This is a genomic window from Paenibacillus sp. BT-177 (assembly GCF_025846815.2).
Classification (GTDB): Bacteria; Bacillota; Bacilli; order Paenibacillales; family Paenibacillaceae; genus Paenibacillus; species Paenibacillus polymyxa_C.
In genome coordinates this window covers 38,783-62,308 of record NZ_JAOYTP010000017.1, presented here as the reverse complement: position 1 = coordinate 62,308, position 23,526 = coordinate 38,783, and the positions used below count along the sequence as shown (strand labels likewise).

At 44.0% G+C, this 23,526-nt stretch carries 38 protein-coding genes and 1 rRNA gene; 2 read left to right on the top strand and 37 right to left on the bottom strand.

Translation table 11 applies throughout. The annotated features are described in order from the left end of the window. The 3 genes from OIU26_RS25320 to OIU26_RS25310 all read right to left on the bottom strand — a co-directional run. Positions 1–97, bottom strand: a 16S ribosomal RNA gene (locus tag OIU26_RS25320); the annotation flags it as partial. A 365-nt stretch (positions 98–462) separates the two neighbouring features. Next, complete coding sequence (locus OIU26_RS25315) at positions 463–693, bottom strand: hypothetical protein (protein ID WP_013312131.1); 231 nt, start codon at positions 691–693, stop codon at positions 463–465. A 194-nt stretch (positions 694–887) separates the two neighbouring features. Then, positions 888–1,502, bottom strand: a complete 615-nt coding sequence (locus OIU26_RS25310) for a stage II sporulation protein M (protein WP_264218365.1) — start codon at positions 1,500–1,502, stop codon at positions 888–890. 95 nt (positions 1,503–1,597) lie between these two features. Between OIU26_RS25310 and pdaB the strand changes: the two genes are divergently transcribed. Together pdaB and gerD are read left to right on the top strand one after the other, a co-directional pair. Then, positions 1,598–2,377, top strand: a complete 780-nt coding sequence (gene pdaB, locus OIU26_RS25305; RefSeq protein WP_264218364.1) for a polysaccharide deacetylase family sporulation protein PdaB — start codon at positions 1,598–1,600, stop codon at positions 2,375–2,377. Between the two features lie 106 nt (positions 2,378–2,483). Next, positions 2,484–3,215: a spore germination lipoprotein GerD gene (gene gerD, locus OIU26_RS25300; protein ID WP_264218363.1), complete on the top strand. Its 732-nt coding sequence runs from the start codon at positions 2,484–2,486 to the stop codon at positions 3,213–3,215. A gap of 33 nt (positions 3,216–3,248) precedes the next feature. On the opposite strand, the gene OIU26_RS25295 is transcribed toward gerD, so the two are convergent. From OIU26_RS25295 to rplB, 34 genes are all read right to left on the bottom strand, one after another. Continuing rightward, complete coding sequence (locus OIU26_RS25295) at positions 3,249–4,355, bottom strand: Mrp/NBP35 family ATP-binding protein (RefSeq protein WP_264218362.1); 1,107 nt, start codon at positions 4,353–4,355, stop codon at positions 3,249–3,251. Positions 4,356–4,414: 59 nt separating this feature from the next. Continuing rightward, positions 4,415–5,191, bottom strand: a complete 777-nt coding sequence (gene cwlD / locus OIU26_RS25290) for an N-acetylmuramoyl-L-alanine amidase CwlD (protein WP_264218361.1) — start codon at positions 5,189–5,191, stop codon at positions 4,415–4,417. Between the two features lie 68 nt (positions 5,192–5,259). Then, on the bottom strand, positions 5,260–6,429 hold the full coding sequence (gene sat, locus OIU26_RS25285; RefSeq protein WP_264218360.1) for a sulfate adenylyltransferase: 1,170 nt from the start codon (positions 6,427–6,429) through the stop codon (positions 5,260–5,262). A gap of 56 nt (positions 6,430–6,485) precedes the next feature. Continuing rightward, a complete protein-coding gene (locus tag OIU26_RS25280) occupies positions 6,486–7,178 on the bottom strand; it encodes a phosphoadenylyl-sulfate reductase (protein ID WP_264218359.1) in 693 nt (230 codons plus the stop codon). A 1,240-nt stretch (positions 7,179–8,418) separates the two neighbouring features. Beyond that, a complete protein-coding gene (rpsI, locus tag OIU26_RS25275; RefSeq protein ID WP_013373250.1) occupies positions 8,419–8,811 on the bottom strand; it encodes a 30S ribosomal protein S9 in 393 nt (130 codons plus the stop codon). 20 nt (positions 8,812–8,831) lie between these two features. After that, positions 8,832–9,269, bottom strand: coding sequence for a 50S ribosomal protein L13 (gene rplM, locus OIU26_RS25270; RefSeq protein ID WP_013373251.1), 438 nt, complete (start codon positions 9,267–9,269; stop codon positions 8,832–8,834). A gap of 183 nt (positions 9,270–9,452) precedes the next feature. Beyond that, positions 9,453–10,238 (bottom strand): tRNA pseudouridine(38-40) synthase TruA, encoded by a 786-nt coding sequence (truA, locus tag OIU26_RS25265; RefSeq protein WP_025365929.1) that lies wholly within the window; start codon positions 10,236–10,238, stop codon positions 9,453–9,455. A gap of 151 nt (positions 10,239–10,389) precedes the next feature. Beyond that, a complete protein-coding gene (rplQ, locus tag OIU26_RS25260; protein ID WP_013373253.1) occupies positions 10,390–10,755 on the bottom strand; it encodes a 50S ribosomal protein L17 in 366 nt (121 codons plus the stop codon). Positions 10,756–10,789: 34 nt separating this feature from the next. Then, positions 10,790–11,734: a DNA-directed RNA polymerase subunit alpha gene (locus tag OIU26_RS25255; protein WP_013373254.1), complete on the bottom strand. Its 945-nt coding sequence runs from the start codon at positions 11,732–11,734 to the stop codon at positions 10,790–10,792. 135 nt (positions 11,735–11,869) lie between these two features. After that, positions 11,870–12,265, bottom strand: a complete 396-nt coding sequence (rpsK, locus tag OIU26_RS25250) for a 30S ribosomal protein S11 (RefSeq protein ID WP_007432559.1) — start codon at positions 12,263–12,265, stop codon at positions 11,870–11,872. Positions 12,266–12,284: 19 nt separating this feature from the next. Then, complete coding sequence (rpsM, locus tag OIU26_RS25245) at positions 12,285–12,653, bottom strand: 30S ribosomal protein S13 (RefSeq protein ID WP_007432560.1); 369 nt, start codon at positions 12,651–12,653, stop codon at positions 12,285–12,287. A 21-nt stretch (positions 12,654–12,674) separates the two neighbouring features. Further along, positions 12,675–12,788 (bottom strand): 50S ribosomal protein L36, encoded by a 114-nt coding sequence (gene rpmJ / locus OIU26_RS25240; RefSeq protein WP_003333770.1) that lies wholly within the window; start codon positions 12,786–12,788, stop codon positions 12,675–12,677. Between the two features lie 118 nt (positions 12,789–12,906). Next, positions 12,907–13,122 carry a translation initiation factor IF-1 gene (infA, locus tag OIU26_RS25235; RefSeq protein ID WP_006212898.1) on the bottom strand — a complete coding sequence of 72 codons (216 nt, stop codon included), beginning with the start codon at positions 13,120–13,122 and terminating at the stop codon, positions 12,907–12,909. 2 nt (positions 13,123–13,124) lie between these two features. Then, a complete protein-coding gene (locus tag OIU26_RS25230; protein WP_264218358.1) occupies positions 13,125–13,433 on the bottom strand; it encodes a KOW domain-containing RNA-binding protein in 309 nt (102 codons plus the stop codon). 9 nt (positions 13,434–13,442) lie between these two features. Continuing rightward, positions 13,443–13,982, bottom strand: a complete 540-nt coding sequence (locus tag OIU26_RS25225) for a M24 family metallopeptidase (RefSeq protein ID WP_040102792.1) — start codon at positions 13,980–13,982, stop codon at positions 13,443–13,445. A gap of 5 nt (positions 13,983–13,987) precedes the next feature. Beyond that, entirely contained in the window at positions 13,988–14,632 is a 645-nt protein-coding gene (locus OIU26_RS25220) for an adenylate kinase (RefSeq protein WP_013373258.1), read from the bottom strand. Between the two features lie 90 nt (positions 14,633–14,722). Further along, complete coding sequence (secY, locus tag OIU26_RS25215; protein ID WP_013373259.1) at positions 14,723–16,021, bottom strand: preprotein translocase subunit SecY; 1,299 nt, start codon at positions 16,019–16,021, stop codon at positions 14,723–14,725. Continuing rightward, positions 16,021–16,461, bottom strand: coding sequence for a 50S ribosomal protein L15 (gene rplO, locus OIU26_RS25210; RefSeq protein WP_013312149.1), 441 nt, complete (start codon positions 16,459–16,461; stop codon positions 16,021–16,023). Before rplO ends, secY begins: the two co-directional genes overlap by 1 nt. A gap of 43 nt (positions 16,462–16,504) precedes the next feature. Further along, on the bottom strand, positions 16,505–16,690 hold the full coding sequence (rpmD, locus tag OIU26_RS25205) for a 50S ribosomal protein L30 (RefSeq protein WP_013373260.1): 186 nt from the start codon (positions 16,688–16,690) through the stop codon (positions 16,505–16,507). 12 nt (positions 16,691–16,702) lie between these two features. Then, a complete protein-coding gene (gene rpsE, locus OIU26_RS25200; protein ID WP_013373261.1) occupies positions 16,703–17,200 on the bottom strand; it encodes a 30S ribosomal protein S5 in 498 nt (165 codons plus the stop codon). A 27-nt stretch (positions 17,201–17,227) separates the two neighbouring features. Further along, entirely contained in the window at positions 17,228–17,596 is a 369-nt protein-coding gene (gene rplR / locus OIU26_RS25195) for a 50S ribosomal protein L18 (protein WP_007432568.1), read from the bottom strand. A 115-nt stretch (positions 17,597–17,711) separates the two neighbouring features. Beyond that, a complete protein-coding gene (gene rplF / locus OIU26_RS25190; RefSeq protein WP_165084284.1) occupies positions 17,712–18,254 on the bottom strand; it encodes a 50S ribosomal protein L6 in 543 nt (180 codons plus the stop codon). Between the two features lie 33 nt (positions 18,255–18,287). Continuing rightward, the gene (gene rpsH, locus OIU26_RS25185; protein ID WP_007432570.1) at positions 18,288–18,686 is read right to left on the bottom strand and encodes a 30S ribosomal protein S8; all 399 of its coding nucleotides are present in this window, start codon (positions 18,684–18,686) and stop codon (positions 18,288–18,290) included. Between the two features lie 32 nt (positions 18,687–18,718). Further along, positions 18,719–18,904 (bottom strand): type Z 30S ribosomal protein S14, encoded by a 186-nt coding sequence (locus OIU26_RS25180; protein WP_010348808.1) that lies wholly within the window; start codon positions 18,902–18,904, stop codon positions 18,719–18,721. Positions 18,905–18,979: 75 nt separating this feature from the next. Further along, complete coding sequence (gene rplE, locus OIU26_RS25175) at positions 18,980–19,525, bottom strand: 50S ribosomal protein L5 (RefSeq protein WP_007432571.1); 546 nt, start codon at positions 19,523–19,525, stop codon at positions 18,980–18,982. A 31-nt stretch (positions 19,526–19,556) separates the two neighbouring features. Then, complete coding sequence (gene rplX, locus OIU26_RS25170) at positions 19,557–19,910, bottom strand: 50S ribosomal protein L24 (RefSeq protein WP_013312155.1); 354 nt, start codon at positions 19,908–19,910, stop codon at positions 19,557–19,559. A 36-nt stretch (positions 19,911–19,946) separates the two neighbouring features. Then, on the bottom strand, positions 19,947–20,315 hold the full coding sequence (gene rplN, locus OIU26_RS25165; protein WP_007432573.1) for a 50S ribosomal protein L14: 369 nt from the start codon (positions 20,313–20,315) through the stop codon (positions 19,947–19,949). A 34-nt stretch (positions 20,316–20,349) separates the two neighbouring features. Then, positions 20,350–20,613: a 30S ribosomal protein S17 gene (gene rpsQ / locus OIU26_RS25160; protein ID WP_007432574.1), complete on the bottom strand. Its 264-nt coding sequence runs from the start codon at positions 20,611–20,613 to the stop codon at positions 20,350–20,352. A gap of 50 nt (positions 20,614–20,663) precedes the next feature. Beyond that, the gene (rpmC, locus tag OIU26_RS25155) at positions 20,664–20,861 is read right to left on the bottom strand and encodes a 50S ribosomal protein L29 (RefSeq protein ID WP_007432575.1); all 198 of its coding nucleotides are present in this window, start codon (positions 20,859–20,861) and stop codon (positions 20,664–20,666) included. Further along, positions 20,851–21,285, bottom strand: coding sequence for a 50S ribosomal protein L16 (gene rplP / locus OIU26_RS25150; protein ID WP_007432576.1), 435 nt, complete (start codon positions 21,283–21,285; stop codon positions 20,851–20,853). Before rplP ends, rpmC begins: the two co-directional genes overlap by 11 nt. Before the next feature lie 2 nt (positions 21,286–21,287). Next, positions 21,288–21,953 carry a 30S ribosomal protein S3 gene (gene rpsC / locus OIU26_RS25145; protein WP_007432577.1) on the bottom strand — a complete coding sequence of 222 codons (666 nt, stop codon included), beginning with the start codon at positions 21,951–21,953 and terminating at the stop codon, positions 21,288–21,290. A 13-nt stretch (positions 21,954–21,966) separates the two neighbouring features. Then, positions 21,967–22,299 carry a 50S ribosomal protein L22 gene (gene rplV, locus OIU26_RS25140; RefSeq protein WP_007432578.1) on the bottom strand — a complete coding sequence of 111 codons (333 nt, stop codon included), beginning with the start codon at positions 22,297–22,299 and terminating at the stop codon, positions 21,967–21,969. Between the two features lie 35 nt (positions 22,300–22,334). Beyond that, positions 22,335–22,613 (bottom strand): 30S ribosomal protein S19, encoded by a 279-nt coding sequence (rpsS, locus tag OIU26_RS25135; RefSeq protein ID WP_007432579.1) that lies wholly within the window; start codon positions 22,611–22,613, stop codon positions 22,335–22,337. 72 nt (positions 22,614–22,685) lie between these two features. Then, the gene (rplB, locus tag OIU26_RS25130; protein WP_016818651.1) at positions 22,686–23,516 is read right to left on the bottom strand and encodes a 50S ribosomal protein L2; all 831 of its coding nucleotides are present in this window, start codon (positions 23,514–23,516) and stop codon (positions 22,686–22,688) included. Positions 23,517–23,526 lie beyond the last annotated feature (10 nt).

Below are 23,526 nucleotides of genomic sequence, written 5' to 3'. Positions count from 1 at the left end.
TTATTTAGAAGCAAGCTTCTAAATAACCTCGCTCGACTTGCATGTATTAGGCACGCCGCCAGCGTTCGTCCTGAGCCAGGATCAAACTCTCCATTAAAGACCAACCGAAGTTGGTTTATAGAAAGAGCGATTAGCTCATGTTGAAACTGACGAGATAAAATATCTCTTTGTTTGATTTTGCGAACAAAATCATTTACTCACTCGTTGTTCAGTTTTCAAAGATCAAACCTTCATTATATCTCACTTTGTTTCACCACCGCATCTCAGCGGCGACTTTTATAATATATCATCTCTTTTTGAATTTTGCAAGAGTTTTTTTAATTCTTTTTTCGAGCAAATCCTTCAAAAAGGAACGAAAATTAATTTAACATGAATATTGAATAGAGTCAATACTTTTTTTTGATATCAGAAAGTATATTTACTTCCTGATATCTCGGTCTGATATAGTTCTGCTTTATCTTATCATTGTTTGGTTTGCGGGACACGGCCTCTGCGTGCATATTTGGATAGTTCCTTAGCGGGTGCAAAACGGGCATACATGCGGAAAACTGTTTTATATCGAAGTGCTATAGCATAACGGATATCCTGGTCCAATCGGGTATCGCTCATATCAAGCAGCATTTCATCTAGTTCCTTACGAAGAACATAGTCAAGTTCCTTGCATTCTTTTTCGTTAAACAGCATTCCCAACATATGACCATACTCCCTTATCAGCAGATTATATAGTACTTATATTTGCCCAATTAATTGTTCCAAACTTTACCTGTTTTTAAACTCAACTGCTAAGGTTTCAAACTTACTCCAAGTATCTTTAATGTTTTTGTTTACGCTCTCCCCTTTGTTATGTTCAATTTTCGGGAAATATATAAATAATTGGCCATATTATTTTAATGCGACAATAAACGATAAGTTATGCCGCTCTCAATCGCAGCTGCTATAAACAGAAAGATGACAGACCATATTGACACGGTCAACGTTTGTTTCAAAAAAAACTCCCACGATGGGCCAGTACCTTTGCGTTTTAGTCCTATGCTTGTACCTAGGGTAGATATTATATTGACTCCAAACTTCAATCCGAAGGCACAGGCGATAATTAAAACAGGCAATTCAATCACACCATGAGGCAATAATCCTTTTACGACAATTTCATACATACTTCTTCCCATATCTGTCTGCAGGTGTACTACGAAACCTAAAACCATTCCGTTCACAATCAAAAATATAAACGGTACGATTCCAAAAAGAGCCCCGGTATATATAACCAGCACGCATTTAATTGCATTATTGAAAAAGATAAACACAAAAAAACTCCATTGTGGATGCTCAGAGTTCTGCAATCGTTGCACCACTCCCCCCAGTCCCTCCATTTGTTGTGCCAACATAGCCTGAATAACACCTGTACTTAACCATCCCACTACAATACTTGCGCAGAAAAAAAGTGCAGCGATCAAAATTAGCCGTCTTGTCGTGCGTAAATCATAAAAAAATGCTTTTAGTCCCATTTGTTGATGCCTCCTATTGGTCCAATGGAATAATTGACAACCCCTGGCATAGCTTTAAGTAAACAAGCACTTCTAGGATGAAAGGGGCATTAACCATGAATTCTTTTTTCTATGTATTGAACGGCAAAAAAATCAAACGATTCTTGATCGTAATAGCAGCGGCCATCTTTACTGCTGGAGTCATTTATGTAGAAACCGATAATGTTACGGTCTTTTCCGAGGAAGCGCCAACTGCCATTTACAGTGTACCAACGGATAAAAAGCTGATCGCTCTCACCTTCGACATTAGCTGGGGGGATAAGCGTACTGCTCCCATTTTAAAGGTTCTCGAAGATAAAAAAGTGACCAAGTCCACCTTTTTTCTTTCTGCCCCTTGGAGCAAAACACATCCAGAACTCGTGAATCAAATTAAAGAAAGCGGATTTGAGATTGGCAGTCATGGCCATAAACACGAAAATTATAGCAGCTTAAGCGATGAAGAGATTCGTAAACAGATTTCAACGGCTCATACCACATTAACCGAGCTGACTGGACAATCCCCGAAGTTAATCCGCATGCCTAATGGTGACTTTGACAAAAGGGTACTTCAAGTTGCCAGCACTTTAGGCTACAAAACCATTCAATGGGATACTGACTCCCTGGACTGGAAAAACCCTGGTACGCAGGTCATCATCGACCGTGTTGTAAATAAAGCTCATCCCGGTGATATCGTCCTTCTTCATGCCAGTGATTCTTGCAAACAAACTCATGAAGCGTTGCCCATCATTATCGACAAGTTGCGGGCACAAGGCTATGAATTCGTGACTGTATCCGAACTGCTTCAACAGGGTACAGTAAAAGGTAAAGAGGTTCGCGATCAAGCTCTGGGTCTTTAAGGAGTTATTTTACATCGTTCTCAGCTAAAAACCAAAAACAACTCGACATATTTCTCCCCAATCATCCGCATACTATCCACATTCATGATAAAGGAGGAATACGGCCATGAATTGGACTCGTTTGCGATTTGTTAGCATGGTATGCGTGCTGGGCGTTGCACTGAGCGGCTGCGGCTCGGATCAGGGTTCTGCACCTCCCCAGACCAGTTATAAAGAGATGAAAACGATGGTTGTCGATATCTTGAAAAGTGATGATGGAAAAAAAGCCGTAGAAGAAGCCTTAACCGGGGAAAAAGAGGGACAATCCGGTCAAAGTGGTGGAGGAGGTGGAGCTGGGGGCAGCATGGGAATGAAAATGCTTATGCCCACGCAATCTGCTGAACAGATGAAAATCGCAGTAAAAGATACTTTAATCTCACCTGAATATAAAAAAGAAATCGAAAAAATTATGACTGATCCGCGTTTTGCCGGAGAATTTGCCAAAGCCATCAACAGTCAAAGCAAACAGCTTCATATGCAGCTTATAAAAGACCCTTCTTACCAAAAATCAATTGAAGCGATGCTAAAATCGCCTGAACTAACCAAGATGTACATGGACTTAACTAAAACCCCCGAATATCGCAAACAATCTATGACAGTCATGCATGATGCTATGCAGAATCCGATGTTTCGGCTTGAGGTCATGAATTTACTCAAAACTGTCGTTCAAGAAGAACTTCAACCTAAGGTTGAGAAAAAAGGCGGAGAGCAAGGTGGCTCTGGGGATCAAAAACAAGATGGTGGTGGGGGTGAAGGAGAACAAGGCGGTAGTGAAGGAGGGCAAGGAGGAGGTCAGTAAAAAAAAGGCTGGTTCAACAACCAGCCTTTTTTATTATTTAGATTCCATGTGCAACCTCATAATTTGGGCGGCTATATCATCATAAATAGCTCCTGTCGCCGACTCCGATTTATATACGGATGGAGAAAAATCAGCTTCTGACGGATGATTATCTGGGATACCCAGCGGAATTTGTGCCAAAAGTTTCGTATGAAGGTTATCTGCCAACATCGCCCCGCCTCCCCGTCCAAAAACATAGTCTTTTTCTCCCGTGGAGGACACATAATAGGACATGTTCTCCACCACTCCTATAACCTTATGATCCGTTTGAAGGGCCATTGCCCCTGCACGTGCAGCTACAAAAGCTGCCGTCGCATGCGGAGTAGTGACAATGATTTCTTCACTCTGCGGGATCATTTGATGTACGTCAAGCGCTACATCACCAGTACCTGGCGGTAAATCGAGTATCATATAGTCCAGCTTGCCCCATTCGACATCACTAAAAAACTGTCTAAGCATTCTTCCCAGCATGGGACCTCTCCAAATAACGGGATTGTTTTCTCTAACAAAGAAGCCCATGGACATGATTTTGATACCAAATCGTTCCACTGGCTGAATGATACCATCTTCGACAGAAGGTACGTCCTCTACCCCGATCATATCCGGCACACTGAATCCATAGATATCAGCATCAATTAATCCCACTCGCTTACCCTGTCTGGCTAGAGCTGCCGCCAAATTCACAGCTACTGTCGATTTCCCGACACCACCTTTTCCGCTTGCAATGGCAATAAATCGTACGCCAGATGCTGGGTTAAGTAGCTCATGTTCTTCCATACCGACAGCATGTCCTTTGGTCAATACCGGATCAGCTACCTCCTCGGTATCCTCTCCATTTTGAATAGCTGACTTTTCAGACTCAGATGCCTCACGAATACGAATATGAACGTGACTTAATCCTGCCTTTTCTAACGTCTGCCGGATTTCCCGATCCAGTTCTGTCCGCGTCTCTTCCTGGCTATCCAGGGCAATAGCAGTCAATGATACCCGATCCTCTTTAACAACCACATCCCGAATAAAATGGAGATCAACCAAACGGCGTCCCGTTTGAGGCTCTCGCACTTGCTGAAGTAGCTCTATAACTTGCTCTCTCGATTGCATGAATAATCAGCACCTCTGCTTTATTGATTTACGTAGTGGTAAACACTTACAGTATACCACTATCTGACTTCAGGTGCTGATGAGGTTCCCTTTTCCCCGGCACTGTAACGCAAAATCCCTTTATATATAGATGCAGCCACTTGTCTCTGATAGTTCTCGTCACTGAGTCGTCTGGCTTCCTCTGGATGGGACAAAAATCCGACTTCTACAAGAGCTGCCGGCATTTTGAGTGCTTTTAATAAATAGACCGTGTTTACGGTTTTAGCCACTCTGTCCGTATTTTCCAAGTTGCGCTTGATTTCTTCCTGAATTAAGGACGCCAAATTCTCGTTATCTGCATGATTAGGTACGAAAAAGGTCTGGGCTCCACTCCAACGGCTCGACGGGATACTGTTCATATGAATACTTAAGAAGAGGTCCGCTTTCTGCTCCTCAATCATACGTACCCGTTGCTTTAAATCCTCCGTTTTTCTTCTGGAATAGCCTTTTGTTTCTTGCTGCGCCAGATCGCGATCATCCTCACGTGTCATGACGACAACAGCTCCTGCTTGCTGCAAATAATCCCGCAAATAAAAAGCGATCGCCAAATTAATATCCTTTTCAATGACCCCCTCTTTGCTAACCGCTCCTCCATCAGGCCCTCCGTGTCCGGCATCTATAGCAATTACCTTACCAGCAAGCGGTAGACTCCAATGAATCCACGCTCTCGAGGCAGGTATCTCATACAATGTCAGCATGATAAATAGAACAGCGAGACAACAGCCTAACAGCATTTTTTGCAGCGTCCGATAGCGAATCCACAGTGTGACCTCTTTTTTACGATTGTTTTTTTGCATAACAAAACGCCTCCGTCCTATACAGATACTAATAATCTATATGGGACGAGGCGTGTAGTTAGTACAACTCAGGCATGAACATATTCTTTCATACCTTCAATCAGCACTTGAGCGACCTCAGGTCGTGTAAATTCAGGTGGCGGACAAACCCCAGAGCGCAACAATTCCCTCACTTTGGTGCCGGAGAGCGTCAAATGGTGCTCCTTAGGATGTGGGCATGTTTTGCTTGAGGCCATATTTCCACATTGGGTGCAGTAAAAGCTGTGTTCAAAAAACAACGGGGTAATCCCAAGCTCTTCAGGTGTAAAGTGCTTGAAAATTTCCTGCGCTTCATAGGTACCGTAATAATCCCCTACACCGGCATGATCTCTTCCGACAATAAAATGGGTGCAACCAAAGTTCTTTCGCACAATAGCATGGAAAATGGCCTCTCTAGGACCAGCGTATCGCATGGCGGCAGGAAAGACCCCCAGTAAGGCTCGATCAGCCGGATAATAGTTGTCCAGCAACACCAGATAGCTCTTCATACGCACATTTGCTGGAACGTCATCTGACTTGGTCTCTCCAACGAGAGGATTTAGAAATAAAGCATCCACAATTTCCATCGCGCTTTTTTGGATGTACTCATGTGCCCGGTGTACCGGATTTCGTGTTTGAAAACCGACCACTGTCTTCCATCCCTTTTCAGCAAAAAGGCTACGTGTCTGTGCTGGCGTGTAATAAAATTCGCTAAATTGTGTAGGTTCTGGTGGATTCAGCACTTGCACCGTTCCACCTACATAGGTAGCAGGTCGATCTAACAATTTGTTTACGCCAGGATGGGCCGGGTCATCCGTCTTGAATACACATCTGGCTTCCTCTGCCTGGTCAACCTGATAAATACTCTCAATATCAAGTACAGCATAGATGATACCATCTGTTTCCCCCACCAAAGCCACCTGTTGACCTAGTTTCAGTTCACTGGCTATGGTTTCTACTACTGCAAGAGTAATGGGAATACTCCAGACTGTACCATCAGCAAGACGCATATCCGTTACCACCGAACGATAATCCGACTCATTCATAAATCCAGTCAATGGAGAGAAGGCACCTACTCCAATCAAATCCAGATCAGAAATCGTCCATGGGTTTACAGGGATAGGAAACAATTCACCTGCAGCCTGCAAGAGTGCTTCTTGCTCCGGTCCTCTAATATTTCTGTCAACGAGCGTTCCGCCATGCGGAAGAATTGCAGTCATAATGCACTTCCTTTCTATATCATAAATAAAGTCTCAGCGCTACCTATATACCAATTTTATTGATGGAGCCCACACTCCGTTTTCTCATTCCCTGACCAACGACCAGCACGTGGATCTTCACCTGGCAGGACTTCACGTGTGCATTGCTCACAGCCAATACTGGGGAAATTACGGTCATGCAATGGATTATACAATACTTCATGAGTACGAATATAGTTCCATACGTCCTCGGAAGTCCAGCTCGCCAAGGGGTTAAATTTAACGAGACCAAACTTTTCATCATACTCTACCTTTTTTGCATTCGCACGCGTAGGAGCCTGATCGCGGCGAATACCGGTAATCCATGCATCGTATTGAGACAGAATGCGTGTCAGCGGCTCAACTTTGCGTATACCACAGCATGCATTAGGATTTGATTTCCACAGCTCCTCTCCATGCTCCGCAGCTTGCTCTTCTGGAGTGATTAAGGGAGAGACTCTAACAAAATCCAAATTGTATCTAGCTTTCATCTGATCTCGTGTATCGTAAGTTTCTTGAAAATGAAAGTCGGTATCTAAATAAAAAATATCGGTAGAAGGGCTAATTCTTTGAAGCATATCTACTAGTACTACATCTTCTGCTCCGAAGCTACAAGCAAAGGTAAGGTTGGGAAATGTATGAACTGCATACTTGATAATTTCTTCAGGCGTAGCCTCTTCCAGTTCACTTGCCTTGACTCTAATCAACGCTTCTTTCTCCAATAAATTCATTATCAATGCGCCTCCATATGAAGATTCATAAATAAGTGATGCTTCAAAGCCAACTAAACTAATAAGATTAAGTACAGTATAAAACTTTCATATCCATTGTCAATCCAAGCAAAATCGTCATACTGTAAACATTTATTCTCTCGCATGATGCAGGAACGTTGTTCTGTCAGCATTCTTTAACGCTCTCCTGCATATCCAATCAAGTTCATTGGCTTTATATAAAATATTCTTATATCATACGTTTGAAAATTGTCCTTAGGTTGCTTCATAACTAAAAGTAACTATTTATAGCAGAGGGTATGCCTGGACGTAAATATTTTAGGTCAATGAAGATGCTTTCTCTACTCCACCAGTGCCAAAGATATATCCGCTACGCGGTTGCCATCGTATTCCTGACTAGATTTGATTATTATGATCAGATGAAAATAGCTGAGGATAAAAGCGTCGTTCCATAGATCCATGATTATCCTTGAATTTGTACGAGGAGATATATTTAGGGATCGAACATCTTATTTCCATTTTCATTCAAAGATGAAGCGTACGTGGCCGGCATCAGCTCAAGGTAAACCAGCTCTGACACTAATCGTACTTTTATTAAGGAATATTAAAAAGAAATGGCACCCAAATCGCTAATAAGCCTCTATCCACTCCTATAGCGCTCACAGCAGCCCTTGAAGAGGAATTAATACATTGGGGCACAAATAAGCCCTTAACGTAACTGGAGCCCTATTATAGGCTCGTTCTCAATGGTTAGAAAAACTCCTCATCATCGCTGCAATACGGTAGCCGAGGAGATGGGCAGTAGTAGGCTAGAGATTGCTTTACAGCTAGTACGCATAAGCTAAACGATGTATCCCTTGCTGTATCCTGGACGTCACCAAAAAAGCTACACAGGATAGAATAGCCATTGCTCAACCAGAAGATATATAAGCTTTTATCAAATTGGGAAAACAAAAAAAATTCTCTAATCTTTTTAATTAGTCACAGGTTGTGAACATTACAGGATAAACCGTGTTAAAATAGCAAACTATATTTGTGCATAACTATACCTACTTTAGTAACATCGTGGATAACTTACGTATTCCAGACAGTATATGCGCTTATTTATGTATCGCAGAGCAGATGAAGCCATAAAACTCTAGTGCAGATCCATTTATCCACATGTGGTTAATGAGCAGCAAATAATCTAAATAAAAAAGAACCCTTTCCATAAGGAAAAGGTTCTTCTGTATTCGAAATATTAACGTTTCGAGAACTGTGGAGCACGACGAGCGGCTTTGAGGCCGTATTTTTTACGTTCTTTCATACGTGGGTCACGAGTCAAGAATCCTGCTTTTTTCAAAGCTGGACGGAATTCTGGGTCTGCTTTCAACAGAGCACGGGAAATACCGTGGCGGATTGCGCCTGCTTGACCAGAGATACCACCACCATGAGCGATAACGAGTACGTCATAGCTGCCAAGTGTTTCTGTCAGATTCAGTGGTTGTTTTACGATCAGTTTGAGAGTTTCCAAACCGAAATATTCATTAATATCACGCTTATTGATGACAATGCGTCCTTCACCCGGTACGAGACGAACACGAGCTACCGAATGTTTACGACGACCTGTCCCATAGTATTGTACTTGTGCCATGAAACTGTCCTCCCTTTTAATTATCCGCGAAGTTCGTAAACTTCAGGTTTTTGTGCTGCATGTGGATGTTCTGTACCTCTGTAAGCTTTAAGTCTCAGCTTCATTTTGTCGCCTTGACGAGTTTTAGGAAGCATACCGTGAACAGCCAATTCCAACATACGTTCAGGTTTGTTCTTAACCATATCTTGTGCAACTGTTACTTTCAGACCACCTGGGTGCAGGGAGTGACGATAGTATTTCTTGTTCTCCATTTTTTTACCGGTCAATACGATTTTCTCCGCATTGATTACAACAACAAAATCACCTGTGTCCACATGTGGTGTAAACTGTGGCTTGTGTTTGCCGCGAATCAACGCAGCCGCTTCGCTTGCCAGACGGCCGAGCGTTTTGCCTTCGGCATCAATGATGTGCCAGTTGCGCTCAACTTCATTTGGCTTCGCCATATACGTAGTACGCATGAAAAGTATCCTCCTTAAGTTCGTTAACAGAAATCATCATTTATCTTCGTTCGTTAAGTTGCTGCATTATTGATGGATTAGATGTTGCTATAAGGTGATTATCTTAATTGGGGCTGTGGGAAAGCCATTAAGAAAACACAACTTTTATATTACAGGATAACCATCAATTCTGCAAGGGAAAAATCAATGTTTTTTGATGTTTTCTTCGTACTCTACATTCCAGAGCGTTAAAGCGTGTCCAACGGCAGTAGGTCCGGCCTTTGAACGGTTTTTTGCTTCCAAAATGGAAGGAATATCATCCGGCGATTTTTTGCCTTCTCCCACTTCCAGCAAAGTCCCCATTATAATCCGAACCATGTGCTGCAAAAATCCGCTACCTGTAATATACGTATGAATAATTCCCTGATCATCCGACCCTGGACGCGAAAAGGAATGGTCTACCGTTATATAGGCTTCGTAAATAGTGCGAACATGGTTCGTCTTTTGGGAACGTCGAGATGCGAACGAAGTATAGTCAAAGGTGCCCACTAAATGAGCCAACCCCTTTTCCATCGCTCTTACATCCAGACTCGTTGGATGATGGGCCTGTGTACGACGGTGAAAGATGTCTGGAAACCGGTTCGCATTAATACTGTACCGATACGTCTTCCGCTTCGCCATGCGGCGTGCATGAAAGGACAGTGGCACCTCTCTCGCATCCGTAACGATGATATCACGAGGCAGCCAGGCATTAAGTGCCAGACACCAGCGATGTATCGGAATCGGCGATTCAGTATGAAAATTGAATACCTGCCCGTATGCATGCACACCTGCATCTGTCCGTCCTGAGCCCGTAATTTTCAGACGTTCGCCCGTCAATGAGTATATAGCATTTTCAAGGCAGTCCTGAATAGTGTTGCCACTAGGCTGCGTCTGAAAGCCATCATAGTGGGTTCCATCATAGTTCACCTTCATGCACAAGTTCCGCATGCTTCTCACACCTTTGTAGGGGTATTCTCTGGTCTTACAGGAAATAACCGAACATAACAAAGGAGAAGCCCCTCAAGGACTCCTCCAAGAGAAAAAAAGGGTTGTTCAGAATCAAGCCGATTCTGTCCACCCTTCCCTCATCTTCGCCTGTTTACGCGCGGTCAACCAATTCCAGATATACCATTGGAGCGGCGTCGCCACGACGAGGTCCCAGTTTCAGGATACGAGTGTATCCACCTGGACGCTCATTGTAACGTGTAGCCAATTCGCTAAACAGCTTTTGGATTGCATCCTGCTCACCATCCAAAGTTTCACGGCGAACGAACGCAGCCACTTGACGACGTGCGTGCAGATCTCCTTTTTTCGCTTTGGTGATCAGTTTTTCAGCAATAGAACGAACTTCTTTCGCTTTAGCCTCAGTAGTTTGGATACGCTCATACAAGAACAGATCGGTTACCAAATCACGAAACAAAGCTTTACGGGCACTAGAATTACGGCCCAATTTTTGGTATGCCATGTAGTTTCCCCTCCTTCACAAAAACGTTGCTGTGCTATTCTTCCGTACGAAGTCCTAAACCAAGTTCCTCGAGCTTCTCTTGTACTTCTTCCAAAGATTTGCGACCCAAGTTACGGACCTTCATCATATCTTCTTCAGATTTAGTCGTGAGTTCTTGTACCGTATTGATACCAGCGCGCTTAAGGCAGTTATAGGAACGGACGGAGAGATCCAGCTCTTCGATCGTCATTTCAAGAACTTTTTCTTTTTTGTCTTCTTCTTTTTCGACCATAATTTCTGCATCTTTTGCTTCATCCGTGAGACCCACGAATAGCATCACATGCTCGGTCAAAATTTTGGCTCCAAGGCTCACAGCTTCTTCAGGACGAATAGTTCCGTCAGTCCAAACCTCAAGTGTCAGCTTGTCATAATTCGTAACCTGGCCGACACGCGTATTTTCTACGCCGTAGTTCACGCGTGCAATCGGAGTGTAGATGGAGTCGACGGGAATGACGCCGATCGGCTGGTCATCACGTTTATTCCGATCCTGCTTAACGTAACCGCGACCGCGATTGGCAAAAATACGCATGTGAAGTCTCGAACCCGGTCCGAGCGTTGCAATGTGAAGATCCGGATTAAGAATTTCCACATCACTATCCGCACGGATATCACCTGCCGTTACAACTCCTTCGCCTTCCGCATCGATTTCGAGTACTTTCTCTTCATCTGAGTGGATTTTAAGCGATAAAGCTTTCAAGTTCAGAATGATCTCCGTTACGTCTTCCTTCACACCGGGAACCGTTGCAAACTCGTGCAGAACCCCATCGATCTGAACCGATGTGACTGCTGCCCCCGGTAACGAGGATAACAGAATACGGCGAAGCGAGTTCCCAAGCGTCGTACCGTATCCGCGTTCCAGCGGTTCTACTACGAATTTTCCATAGGTGCCATCATCATTGACGTCAACCGTCTCAATTTTCGGCTTTTCGATTTCTATCACTGCAATATCCCTCCTTCAAAACGTCGCTCCTATATGAAACATTCACCTTATCCATAGTCTATCATGCAGTATACCTAAACATCCATTCTTGGCAGTTTGTGCCGGATCTATACTACACGCAGAGGAGAAATCTCATTAGACGCGACGACGTTTTGGAGGACGGCATCCGTTATGAGGTACCGGAGTTACATCTTTGATCAGGTTAACTTCCAGACCAGCAGCTTGCAAAGAGCGGATTGCTGCTTCGCGACCTGCACCAGGTCCTTTAACCATGACTTCGACTGTCTTCATGCCGTGTTCCATAGCAGCTTTAGCAGCAGTTTCTGCGGCCATTTGCGCTGCGAATGGAGTAGATTTACGGGAACCACGGAATCCCATGCCGCCTGAGCTGGCCCAAGAGATTGCGTTACCGTGTGGATCTGTGATCGTAACGATCGTGTTGTTGAACGTGGAACGGATGTGTGCCACGCCACTCTCGATATTTTTACGGTCACGGCGTTTTGTGCGTACAACTTTTTTCGGTTTAGCCATTGAATGTTATCCTCCCTTCTTATTTCTTCTTGTTCGCTACAGTCCGACGAGGACCTTTACGGGTACGAGCATTAGTTTTAGTACGTTGTCCGCGAACAGGCAATCCACGACGGTGACGAACACCACGGTAGCAGCCAATCTCAGTCAGACGTTTAATATTCAAGGAAATTTCACGACGCAGATCGCCTTCTACTTTAACTTCTTTGTCGATCGTTTCACGTAATTTGCTCACTTCATCTTCAGTCAAATCACGAACACGCGTGTTTGCACTGATGCCTGTTTCCTTCAAAATTTTCTGAGAAGTCGTCTTACCGATTCCGAAAATGTAAGTCAAGGCGATCTCAACGCGTTTGTCACGTGGCAAATCCACACCAGCTATACGAGCCATTTTACGCTACACCCCCTTCTATTAACCTTGTTTTTGTTTGTGTTTCGGATTTTCGCAAATAACCATTACATTCCCTTTGCGGCGAATGACTTTGCATTTCTCGCAAATAGGTTTTACAGAAGGTCTTACCTTCATGTTGATTACCTCCTCCAAGCTTTACCCTGGTAAAACTCGCTTCGTGAACATTCACATCGTTTTGCCGAGCAAAACAAGTTTTTTTAAATGACATACGTTTAATAAAAACCTGCATGAATTACTTGCGGTACGTTATACGGCCTTTGGTTAAATCGTAAGGCGATAACTGTACAACCACCTTGTCGCCTGTCAAAATACGGATAAAGTGCATCCGCAGCTTTCCGGAAACATGAGCAAGAATTTGATGACCGTTCTCCAGCTCTACCTTGAACGTAGCGTTCGGCAGTGGCTCGATTACCGTACCTTCAACCTCAATGACATCTTCTTTGGCCAAAGTCAGTCTCCTTTCTCTTCAGCTTGGTATTCGGACGAGTCCAGGAAAGTTTTCACTACATGCCGCAGTTTTCCGTTCGTCACCCGACCGCTTTCGTTTAAACTATTTACAATCTCGCTACTAATCTTTGGCTGAGGCACCAAATGAAGAACATTTTTCTTCTTCGCTTGATCAAACTTTCGTTTATCCCCATCCGCAATATACACAAACCTGCTATCTGCTATTGAAACGACAACCGCAATCTGTCCGGCACCTCTGCCTTTCAGAATCTTCACCAGCTGACCGATTTGCAGGTTTCCTTGCTGATTCATTCCAATCACCTACGCACTCAGTTTCGTGAAAATGTCCATGTCGTCCGCTTCGTCCGTCACCAATTGCTCATAAGGAGCACAAGAGATTACGTTCATCGTAACGACCGTCCAGTTGTCTTCTAGCGTCCCTACAAGGTGAGTACCTATTGGAATCATTGATTCAATAGCCAGCACAATGCCGGTTTTCAGCCTCGGTCCCTGCTCGGAAATACCACGGTTTGGATTCTCAATATATTGCCGAATGGCATGCGACATTGTAAACTGGCGAGTTTTAGTAAGGACATCGCCTTTGTTTAACTTGCGTTTGCCGGGAAATCCGTGCACCAGTTGTTCGTTGACTGAAGCGCAAATGCTAGCAGGAAAACCGTTATAACCTTTAAAAGACGGCACAGCTCCCTGACTGCGAATATACCGATCAGCTAAATGATCAAGTTCACCGGTCGTAATACCGGGCTCGATGTGTCCTGCTAAGAAATGACTCGTTGCCGAATTCATTTTCCTAGCTTTCCTCATAAAGCTTGATTCCGTCCCCGACTTGCAAATGATCATTACAGCTAACCCCGCAACAAGGACACGATATTTTGGGAAACCACATCAATATCCTGTTCTCCGTCAATATGACGCAGAAGATTCTGGTTCTCATAAAACGTGAGGAGTGGTGCTGTTTTATTACTATATTCGTCAAGTCGTGTTCTTACGCTATCTTCGTTATCGTCAGGACGCTGATAGAGTTCACCACCGTCTTTATCGCAAATGCCTTCAACCTTAGGAGGATTAAAGACAATATGATAGCTAGCTCCGCAGCTTTTACAAACTCGCCGTCCTGTGATTCGTGCCAACAAGTTGTCACGATCCACTTTCAGGTTGATGACATCATCCAGCTTCGTGTTCAAACGACCCAAAATTTGATCCAAGGCTTCAGCTTGAGCTAAAGTTCTTGGAAAACCGTCTAGCAAGAAACCTTTCTTGCAATCCGGCTGCTGTAGTCGTTCTTCAACGATACCGATTGTTACATCATCCGGAACAAGTTCACCCTTGTCAATATACTCTTTGGCTTTAATGCCAATAGGTGTTCCCTGTTTCATCGCTAGGCGAAACGCATCACCTGTCGAGATATGAGGAATGCCGAACTCCTTCACAATGACATCTGCTTGTGTACCTTTACCAGCCCCCGGAGGGCCCATGATCAAAATATTCACAATCTGTCACTCCTCAAGACGACCCCTACACAAGAAACAGCACAAAAGGTGCCGGTAAGCATGCGAACATCCTATGCCGGTACCTATTGCCTATTTGTTGATGAAGCCTTTGTAATGGCGTTTGATCAGTTGGCTTTCGATTTGCTTCATCGTATCCAATGCTACACCAATAATGATGAGCAATGAAGTACCGCCAATTTGCACGGAACGAGGCAAGCCCGAAAGCGAACCGAAGAATACCGGCAAAACGGATATGACTGCTAGGAACAAAGCACCTGTCATTGTCAAACGTGACATTACTCGTGTCAAGTATTTCTCCGTAGCTTTACCTGGACGAATACCCGGGATATAACCGCCGTTTTTCTTCATGTTGTCGGCCATTTGCTGCGGATTCATCTGTACAAAGGTATAGAAGAATGTGAAACCGATAATCATTACGACATACAAAACCATGCCCAGCGGCTTGTCATAATACAAGTAAGTGGTAATCCACTTAGCCCAAGCATGATCTGCCCAGAAACTCGCAATAATTGTCGGGAATTGCAGCAATGATACCGCAAAGATTACCGGAATAACGCCTGCCGCATTTATTTTCATCGGAATATGCGTATTCTGGCCACCGTACATCTTGTTGCCAACTACACGTTTTGCGTATTGTACTGGAATTTTCCGAATACCTTGTTGGATGTAGATAACACCCACAATAATCAGAACAACCACCAAGGCAATGATAATTGCCTTCAGGATATTCATAAACAGCTGATCTGCTTGAATAAACTGAGATTCTACAATCGTCCGAATATGTCTTGGAATACCTGCCGCGATCCCTGCAAAGATTACAATAGAGATACCATTACCGATTCCCTTTTCGGTAATTTGCTCACCGAGCCACATAAGGAACGTAGTCCCTGCTGTAAGCACAATGGCAATAACCAGATAATCGGCAAAAGTAGCACCTGGAATCATCGCTGCACCGTACAGTCGATTGAAACCAATCGACGTTCCGAATGCTTGGATTAAGCCTAGTATTACAGTACCATACCGTGTAATTTGAGCCAATTTCTTTTTACCATGCTCTCCTTGTTTAGCCCATTCCGCAAGTTTCGGAATCACGTCCATTGACAGCAACTGTACAATGATGGACGCTGTAATATATGGCATAATCCCGAGGGCGAAGATCGAAAACTGATACAATGCGCCCCCTGAGAAGGTGTTAAGGAGTCCAAACAACTCGCTTCCTGCCTGATCCTGAGAAGTAAAGACTTGCTTATTCACACCGGGAACCGGCACGAAGGAGCCAATACGATATACAAAGAGTATAAACAGGGTAAACAGGATTCGGGTTCTAAGATCCTCAACCCGCCATATATTTTTCAGGGTCTTGAACATTAGATCACCTCGGTTTTACCGCCGGCAGCTTCAATTTTCTCTACCGCAGATTGAGAGAACTTGTTCGCTTTAACTGTCAATTTCACAGTGATTTCACCGTTACCCAGAATTTTAATTCCGGATTTCGCGTTCTTCACAATACCATTGTTCAGCAAAAACTCAGGGCTTACTTCTGTACCCGCTGCAAAACTGTTCAAATCTTCGATATTCAAAACCGCATACTCTTTACGAGTAGGATTTACGAAACCGCGTTTAGGCAAGCGACGATACAGTGGGTTTTGACCACCCTCGAAGCCCGGACGTACACCACCGCCGGAACGAGCGTTTTGACCCTTATGACCACGACCAGAAGTTTTACCCGTACCGCTACTAGGACCACGACCCAAACGTTTACGTTCTTTGCGGGAGCCTGGAGCTGGGGAAAGCTCATGTAACTTCATCGTTCGTTGCACCTCCTTGATTATTGTTAAAATACTTTATTTCTTAAGCCTCGATTTCTTTAACAGAAACCAAATGGCTAACTTGATTAATCATCCCGCGAATCGCTGCATTGTCGGGTTGAACTACTTTATGGTTGATTTTACGCAAGCCGAGCGTTTTAACAGTCGTTCTCTGAGTACCAGGACGGCCGATCAACGAACGAACGAGGGTAATTTCTAATTTCGCCATGATATTCCCTCCTTAGCCCAGCAGCTCTTCGATGGATTTGCCGCGCAATTTAGCAACATCTTCAGCGCGTTTCAAGCGGGACAAACCTTCCAAAGTCGCATTGACCATATTCATGGAATTCGAAGAACCCAAAGATTTTGTCAAGATATCACCTACACCAGCAAGTTCCAGAACAGCACGAACTGGACCACCAGCGATAACCCCAGTACCTTCCGATGCCGGTTTCAACAGAACCCGGCCAGCACCGAACTTACCTGTGACAAGGTGAGGAATTGTTGTGCCTACGAGTGGAACGTGAACCAGGTTTTTCTTAGCATCTTCAATACCTTTGCGAATCGCATCAGGTACTTCGCCCGCTTTACCGATTCCAGCGCCTACCCAGCCGTTGCCGTCGCCCACTACTACCAGAGCACTGAAGCTAAAACGGCGTCCGCCTTTGACAACTTTAGCTACACGATTAATATTTACTACTCTTTCAGTCAGTTCCAAAGTATTCGGATCTACACGCAAGTCGTTAACCTCCTTTTGAGAAATGTCTTAGAATTCAAGGCCTGCTTCGCGAGCTGCATCAGCCAAAGCTTGAATCCGTCCATGATACAAGTATCCACCACGATCAAATACGATGTTAGCATGGCCTTTTTCTTTCGCACGTTTAGCAACGAGTTCGCCAACCTTACGAGCTGCTTCTACACTACCACCGTTTTTGATTTCGCTGCTCAGCTCTTTATCCATAGTGGATGCAGAAACCAATGTTACACCAGCAACATCATCAATCAGTTGTGCGTAGATATGCTTGGAAGAGCGGAATACGTTCAAACGAGGACGTACAGCCGTACCTTCGATTTTCTTACGTACACGCAGATGTCTTCTGACACGCGCTTTATTTTTATCTTGTTTTGTAATCATCTCAAGTTTTCACTCCCTTCAGTTTGCCTTTTAAAACTTTATACTAAGACGCACTGGGTAAAAAAGAAGTACAAGTCTTTCCAGTAGAAAGACCGCACAAAAGTCGGTAAGAAACTTATTTCTTCTTACCGGCTTTACCTTCTTTACGGATGATGCGCTCGCCTTCGTATTTAATCCCTTTACCTTTGTACGGTTCAGGTTCACGAACAGAACGGATTTTAGCAGCATAGGCACCTACACGCTCTTTATCAATTCCGTGGACGATGATTTTAGTGTTCGAAGGAACTTCGAACTCGATGCCCGCTTCCGGTGAAATTTCAACCGGATGAGAGTATCCAACGTTCAGAACGATTTTATCTCCGGATTTGCTTGCACGATATCCGACCCCAACCAGCTCCAGAGATTTTGAAAAGCCTTCAGTTACACCACTTACCATGTTATTGACAACGCTGCGGGTTGTTCCATGCAAAGAGCGGTGAAGTTTGTTGTCCGAAGGACGAACTACATTAATTTCATTATTTTCCACAGTAACGGACATGTCTTTATGAAGCTCACGAGTCAATGTTCCTTTAGGACCTTTAACTGTGATCACTGTGTTGTTCAAAGTCACGTCAACACCACTTGGTACTGTGATTGGTTTACGACCAATACGGGACATATCTGTTGCACCTCCTATCTTTTAAACGTTAAATTACCAAACGTAGCAAACCACTTCTCCGCCGGCTTTGGACTGACGTGCTTCTTTGTCGGTCATGATACCTTTGGATGTTGAAATGATTGCGATCCCGAGTCCACCCAGTACGCGTGGAATCTCATTGCTCTTCGTGTAAACGCGAAGACCTGGTTTACTGATTCTTTTCAAACCTGTGATAACACGCTCGTTGTTCGCACCGTATTTCAAGAAAATACGGATGATCCCTTGTTTGCTATCTTCAACAAATTCCGCATCACGAATGAATCCTTCACGTTTCAGGATGTCGGCGATTTGTTTTTTCATTGTAGATGCAGGCATTTCTACTGTTTCGTGGCGAACAGTGTTCGCGTTACGAATACGAGTAAGCATATCTGCAATTGGATCAGACATAGTCATTGTGTATAAACCTCCTTCCCAAACAGGACTTTTTACCAGCTTGCTTTTTTCACGCCAGGAATCTGGCCTTTATAAGCTAATTCACGGAAGCAAATTCTGCAGATCTTAAACTTTTGCAGCACCGAATGTGGACGACCACAACGTTCGCAACGAGTATAAGCACGAACTTTAAACTTTGGTGCGCGTTGTTGTTTGACTTTCATTGAAGTTTTTGCCACTTAGCCTGACACCTCCTAAATAGTTTCGGAGAACAGGGTGTCTTTAAATCAGACGCCCGAAACGTTATGCCAACATTATTTCGCGAAAGGCATGCCCAGCTGAGTCAGAAGCTCACGGGACTCTTCGTCAGTCTTGGCAGTCGTTACGATAACGATATCCATACCACGAACTTTATCAACTTGATCGTACTCGATTTCCGGGAAGATCAACTGTTCTTTCAAACCAAGCGTGTAGTTACCACGTCCGTCGAAAGCTTTTGTTGATACGCCATGGAAGTCACGTACGCGAGGGAGTGTGATGTTGAACAATTTGTCCAAGAAATAATACATACGCTCGCCACGAAGTGTTACCTTTACACCGATCGGCATGTTTTCACGCAATTTAAAACCTGCAATAGATTTTTTTGCGCGAGTGATAACTGGTTTTTGACCAGCGATCAGCTGCATGTCGTTAAGAGCCGAATCAAGTACTTTGGAGTTTTGGACTGCGTCGCCAACACCCATGTTGATTACAACTTTCTCGATTTTAGGCACTTGCATCACTGTTGTATAGTTGAACTTCTGCATCAAAGCAGGAGTGATTTCTTTCAAGAAACGTTCTTTCATTCTTGTTGTTGCCATGAATCATAGTCCTCCTTTCTTCAAAAAATAATTAGTCGATCACTTCGCCTGAACGTTTTGCAATACGCACTTTTTTTCCGTTGTCCAAAACCTTGTAACCCACACGAGTTACTTTTCCGCTCTTCGGATCAATGTGCATAACGTTGGAAACGTGAATCGGAGCTTCTTTCTCGATGATGCCGCCTTGTGGATTCAGCTGATTAGGCTTTTGGTGTTTTTTAATCATGTTAACACCTTCCACAAGCACACGGTTTTGACGAGGATAAGCAGCGATAACGCGACCTTTTTTACCTTTATCTTTACCTGTAATCACCAGAACAGTGTCGTCTTTTTTGACGTGCAGCTTGTTGTTATGGGATTCCAGAACTTTTTTCACTTTTGGCATTTCGTACACCTCCTACGGGCACATTTTAAGGTGAATTTAGATCACTTCCGGAGCCAAGGAAACGATTTTCATGAAGTCTTTATCACGAAGTTCGCGAGCAACTGGTCCGAAAATACGAGTACCGCGTGGGCTCTTGTCTTCTTTAACGACCACTGCTGCGTTCTCATCAAATCCGATGTAGGAACCGTCTTTACGGCGGATAGAACGTTTAGTACGAACGACAACCGCTCTTACTACATCACCCTTTTTGACAACGCCGCCTGGTGTTGCTTGTTTTACGGAACAAACGATCAGGTCACCAATTTGAGCTGTACGACGTCCCGTACCACCGAGCACACGGATACACATCAGTTCCTTCGCGCCGGAATTGTCAGCCACAGTCAAACGTGTAAATGGTTGAATCATTTATTTATCCTCCTTTCGGAAAAACTACACTACATTAGATTATAACAGCTTTTTCAACGATTTCGACCAGTCTCCAGTTTTTGTCTTTGGACAAAGGACGAGTTTCCATGATTTTAACAGTATCACCGATTTGTGCAGTGTTGTTTTCATCATGAGCTTTGAATTTTTTAGTCACTTTAATGCGTTTATGGTAGAGATCATGTTTTTTGTAAGTTTCTACAGCAATCACAATCGTTTTATCCATTTTGTCGCTGACTACTTTACCGACTAATACTTTACGGGCATTACGTTCGCTCATTGTTGGCCTCCTTCCTAATTACAGGCGGAATTTCCACCCGGTCTAATATCTTAGCTAATCCCAAGTTCTCTTTCACGGATCACAGTTTTAGCACGAGCAATTTCCTTACGCACAGCACCGATCCGAGTCGGGTTATCAAGCTGACCGGTAGCGAGTTGAAAACGAAGGTTGAAAAGTTCTTCTTTAAAACCAGAGATCTTTTGTTCGATTTCAGCAGTGGTAAGGTTGCGGAATTCACTAGCCTTCATTTGCTTCACCACCCAATTCTTCACGTTTCACAAACTTAGTTTTGATTGGCAGTTTGTGAGCGGCAAGACGCATTGCTTCACGAGCAATCTCTTCCGGTACACCAGCAAGTTCAAACATGATCTTACCTGGTTTCACTACTGCAACCCATTTTTCTACGTTACCTTTACCACTACCCATACGAACCTCAAGAGGCTTTTGAGTAATTGGTTTGTCAGGGAAAATTTTAATCCAAACCTTACCACCACGTTTGATGTAACGAGTCATCGCAATACGAGCAGCTTCGATTTGACGGTTAGTGATCCATGCTGGTTCAGTAGCTTGCAAACCGTACTCACCAAAATTCAGTGTAGTACCGCCTTTTGCACGACCCTTCATGTGACCACGTTGTTGTTTACGATGTTTTACGCGTTTAGGTACCAACATGATTAGTTGCCTCCTTCCTGAGGAGCTTGTTTCTTAGCTGGAGGAAGAACCTCTCCACGATAGATCCATACTTTTACGCCAAGACGGCCATAAGTAGTATGAGCTTCTGCTGTACCGTAGTCGATGTCAGCACGAAGTGTATGCAGTGGAACAGTTCCTTCGCTGTATCCTTCGGAACGAGCGATTTCGGCACCGCCAAGACGTCCGCCTACTTGAGTTTTAATTCCTTTTGCACCGGAACGCATAGTTCTTTGAATTGCTTGTTTCAACGCACGACGGAAAGAAACACGACGTTCCAATTGTTGTGCAATGCTTTCAGCAACAAGAATTGCATCCAGTTCAGGATTTTTAATTTCAGAGATATTGATGTGTACCTTTTTACCGCCTGCGATTTTAGTGATTTCATTACGCAGATTTTCAACTTCGGAACCACCCTTACCGATAACCATACCTGGTTTCGCAGTGTGAATCGTTACGTTGACACGGTTAGCTGCTCTCTCGATTTCAACACGGGATACAGCGGAGTCTTTCAATCTTTTCTTCAGATGCTCACGAATCTTAACGTCTTCCAGCAAAAGATCACCGAAATCTTTGCCTGCATACCATTTGGATTCCCAATCACGGATAATACCGATTCGGAGTCCGACGGGATTTACCTTTTGGCCCACACGTTTTCCCTCCTTATTTTTCAGATACCACCAGAGTAATATGACTGGTGCGTTTATTGATGCGGCTTGCACGACCCATTGCACGCGGGCGGAACCGTTTCATTGTAGGACCTTGGTTTACAAAAACCTCAGACACTACCAATTTATTTACGTCCATAGAGTAGTTGTGATCTGCGTTCGCGATAGCAGAATTCAACAATTTCTCAACGACTGGAGAAGCGGATTTCGGAGTGTGACGAAGAATTGCAATCGCCTCACCTACCTGCTTGCCACGAATCAAATCGATAACAAGTTTCACTTTGCGAGCGGAAATCCGCACGGATTTAGCATGTGCTTTTGCTTCCATTGAGTTACCTCCTCTCAAACACTACGCTGTGTTGATTATCTTCTTGTTTTCTTATCGTCATCCGTATGGCCTTTGTACGTACGCGTTGGAGCGAATTCGCCCAATTTGTGTCCAACCATATCTTCCGTTACGTATACAGGCACGTGTTTACGACCATCATATACACCAAACGTGTGTCCGATAAATTGCGGGAAAATCGTAGAGCGACGGGACCAAGTTTTGATCACGACTTTTTTGTCAGACTCGTTCAAAACCTCTACTTTTTTCAACAGGTAACCATCAATAAATGGTCCTTTTTTGAGACTGCGACCCATTTGTGAATCCTCCCTTCGTTAAAACGTAGTCGTTCTTTAATATGTTAACGTGCGACTTAAGCGCACGTTTTATTACTTAGTACGACGACGAACGATGTACTTATCAGATGCTTTGCCTTTTTTACGTGTCTTGTAACCAAGGGTTGGTTTACCCCATGGAGACATTGGAGATTTACGTCCGATTGGAGCGCGACCTTCACCACCACCGTGTGGGTGATCGTTAGGGTTCATAACAACACCGCGAACTTCAGGGCGTTGTCCCAACCAACGACTACGACCAGCTTTACCGATCTTAACAAGTTCGTGGTCTTCGTTACCTACAGATCCGATTGTAGCACGGCAAACTTTCAGAATGCGACGCACTTCACCAGAAGTCAAACGAATTGTAACATACTTCTCTTCTTTACCAAGAAGTTGGGCTTCCGTACCAGCAGCACGAACAAGTTGGCCACCTTTACCCGGTTTCAATTCGATATTGTGGATAACCGTACCTACTGGAATGTTTTCCAATGGCAAGGAGTTACCGATTTTAATATCGGAGTCCGGACCGGATACCACTACATCTCCTACTTTCAGACCTTTAGGAGCGATGATGTAACGTTTTTCACCATCCACATAGTGGATAAGTGCGATGTTGGACGTACGGTTTGGATCATATTCGATCGTAGCAACGCGGCCCGGTATTCCATCTTTGTTACGTTTGAAGTCAATAATACGGTATTTACGTTTGTGTCCGCCGCCATGATGACGAACTGTAATTTTACCTTGGTTATTACGTCCAGCTTGCTTGCTCAGAGGTGCCAGCAACGATTTCTCGGGCTGATTTGTTGTGATCTCCTCGAAAGTAGATACAGACATTGCACGTCTGGCCGGGGACGTCGGTTTATACTTTTTAATTGGCACTGAGTTTCCC

Excerpts from the sequence above, each read along its gene's own strand:
- OIU26_RS25315 (WP_013312131.1), bottom strand. The coding sequence starts at position 693 with ATGTTGGGAATGCTGTTTAACGAAAAAGAATGCAAGGAACTTGACTAT.
- OIU26_RS25310 (WP_264218365.1), bottom strand. The coding sequence starts at position 1,502 with ATGGGACTAAAAGCATTTTTTTATGATTTACGCACGACAAGACGGCTA.
- pdaB (WP_264218364.1), top strand. The coding sequence starts at position 1,598 with ATGAATTCTTTTTTCTATGTATTGAACGGCAAAAAAATCAAACGATTC.
- gerD (WP_264218363.1), top strand. The coding sequence starts at position 2,484 with ATGAATTGGACTCGTTTGCGATTTGTTAGCATGGTATGCGTGCTGGGC.
- OIU26_RS25295 (WP_264218362.1), bottom strand. The coding sequence starts at position 4,355 with ATGCAATCGAGAGAGCAAGTTATAGAGCTACTTCAGCAAGTGCGAGAG.
- cwlD (WP_264218361.1), bottom strand. The coding sequence starts at position 5,191 with ATGCAAAAAAACAATCGTAAAAAAGAGGTCACACTGTGGATTCGCTAT.
- sat (WP_264218360.1), bottom strand. The coding sequence starts at position 6,429 with ATGACTGCAATTCTTCCGCATGGCGGAACGCTCGTTGACAGAAATATT.
- OIU26_RS25280 (WP_264218359.1), bottom strand. The coding sequence starts at position 7,178 with ATGAATTTATTGGAGAAAGAAGCGTTGATTAGAGTCAAGGCAAGTGAA.
- rpsI (WP_013373250.1), bottom strand. The coding sequence starts at position 8,811 with ATGGCACAAGTACAATACTATGGGACAGGTCGTCGTAAACATTCGGTA.
- rplM (WP_013373251.1), bottom strand. The coding sequence starts at position 9,269 with ATGCGTACTACGTATATGGCGAAGCCAAATGAAGTTGAGCGCAACTGG.
- truA (WP_025365929.1), bottom strand. The coding sequence starts at position 10,238 with ATGCGGAACTTGTGCATGAAGGTGAACTATGATGGAACCCACTATGAT.
- rplQ (WP_013373253.1), bottom strand. The coding sequence starts at position 10,755 with ATGGCATACCAAAAATTGGGCCGTAATTCTAGTGCCCGTAAAGCTTTG.
- rpsK (WP_007432559.1), bottom strand. The coding sequence starts at position 12,265 with ATGGCTAAACCGAAAAAAGTTGTACGCACAAAACGCCGTGACCGTAAA.
- rpsM (WP_007432560.1), bottom strand. The coding sequence starts at position 12,653 with ATGGCTCGTATAGCTGGTGTGGATTTGCCACGTGACAAACGCGTTGAG.
- rpmJ (WP_003333770.1), bottom strand. The coding sequence starts at position 12,788 with ATGAAGGTAAGACCTTCTGTAAAACCTATTTGCGAGAAATGCAAAGTC.
- OIU26_RS25230 (WP_264218358.1), bottom strand. The coding sequence starts at position 13,433 with ATGAATCAGCAAGGAAACCTGCAAATCGGTCAGCTGGTGAAGATTCTG.
- OIU26_RS25225 (WP_040102792.1), bottom strand. The coding sequence starts at position 13,982 with ATGATCATTTGCAAGTCGGGGACGGAATCAAGCTTTATGAGGAAAGCT.
- secY (WP_013373259.1), bottom strand. The coding sequence starts at position 16,021 with ATGTTCAAGACCCTGAAAAATATATGGCGGGTTGAGGATCTTAGAACC.
- rplO (WP_013312149.1), bottom strand. The coding sequence starts at position 16,461 with ATGAAGTTACATGAGCTTTCCCCAGCTCCAGGCTCCCGCAAAGAACGT.
- rpmD (WP_013373260.1), bottom strand. The coding sequence starts at position 16,690 with ATGGCGAAATTAGAAATTACCCTCGTTCGTTCGTTGATCGGCCGTCCT.
- rplR (WP_007432568.1), bottom strand. The coding sequence starts at position 17,596 with ATGATTACAAAACAAGATAAAAATAAAGCGCGTGTCAGAAGACATCTG.
- rplF (WP_165084284.1), bottom strand. The coding sequence starts at position 18,254 with ATGTCCCGTATTGGTCGTAAACCAATCACAGTACCAAGTGGTGTTGAC.
- rpsH (WP_007432570.1), bottom strand. The coding sequence starts at position 18,686 with ATGACTATGTCTGATCCAATTGCAGATATGCTTACTCGTATTCGTAAC.
- rplE (WP_007432571.1), bottom strand. The coding sequence starts at position 19,525 with ATGGCAACAACAAGAATGAAAGAACGTTTCTTGAAAGAAATCACTCCT.
- rplX (WP_013312155.1), bottom strand. The coding sequence starts at position 19,910 with ATGCCAAAAGTGAAAAAAGTTCTGGAATCCCATAACAACAAGCTGCAC.
- rplN (WP_007432573.1), bottom strand. The coding sequence starts at position 20,315 with ATGATTCAACCATTTACACGTTTGACTGTGGCTGACAATTCCGGCGCG.
- rpsQ (WP_007432574.1), bottom strand. The coding sequence starts at position 20,613 with ATGAGCGAACGTAATGCCCGTAAAGTATTAGTCGGTAAAGTAGTCAGC.
- rpmC (WP_007432575.1), bottom strand. The coding sequence starts at position 20,861 with ATGAAGGCTAGTGAATTCCGCAACCTTACCACTGCTGAAATCGAACAA.
- rplP (WP_007432576.1), bottom strand. The coding sequence starts at position 21,285 with ATGTTGGTACCTAAACGCGTAAAACATCGTAAACAACAACGTGGTCAC.
- rplV (WP_007432578.1), bottom strand. The coding sequence starts at position 22,299 with ATGGAAGCAAAAGCACATGCTAAATCCGTGCGGATTTCCGCTCGCAAA.
- rpsS (WP_007432579.1), bottom strand. The coding sequence starts at position 22,613 with ATGGGTCGCAGTCTCAAAAAAGGACCATTTATTGATGGTTACCTGTTG.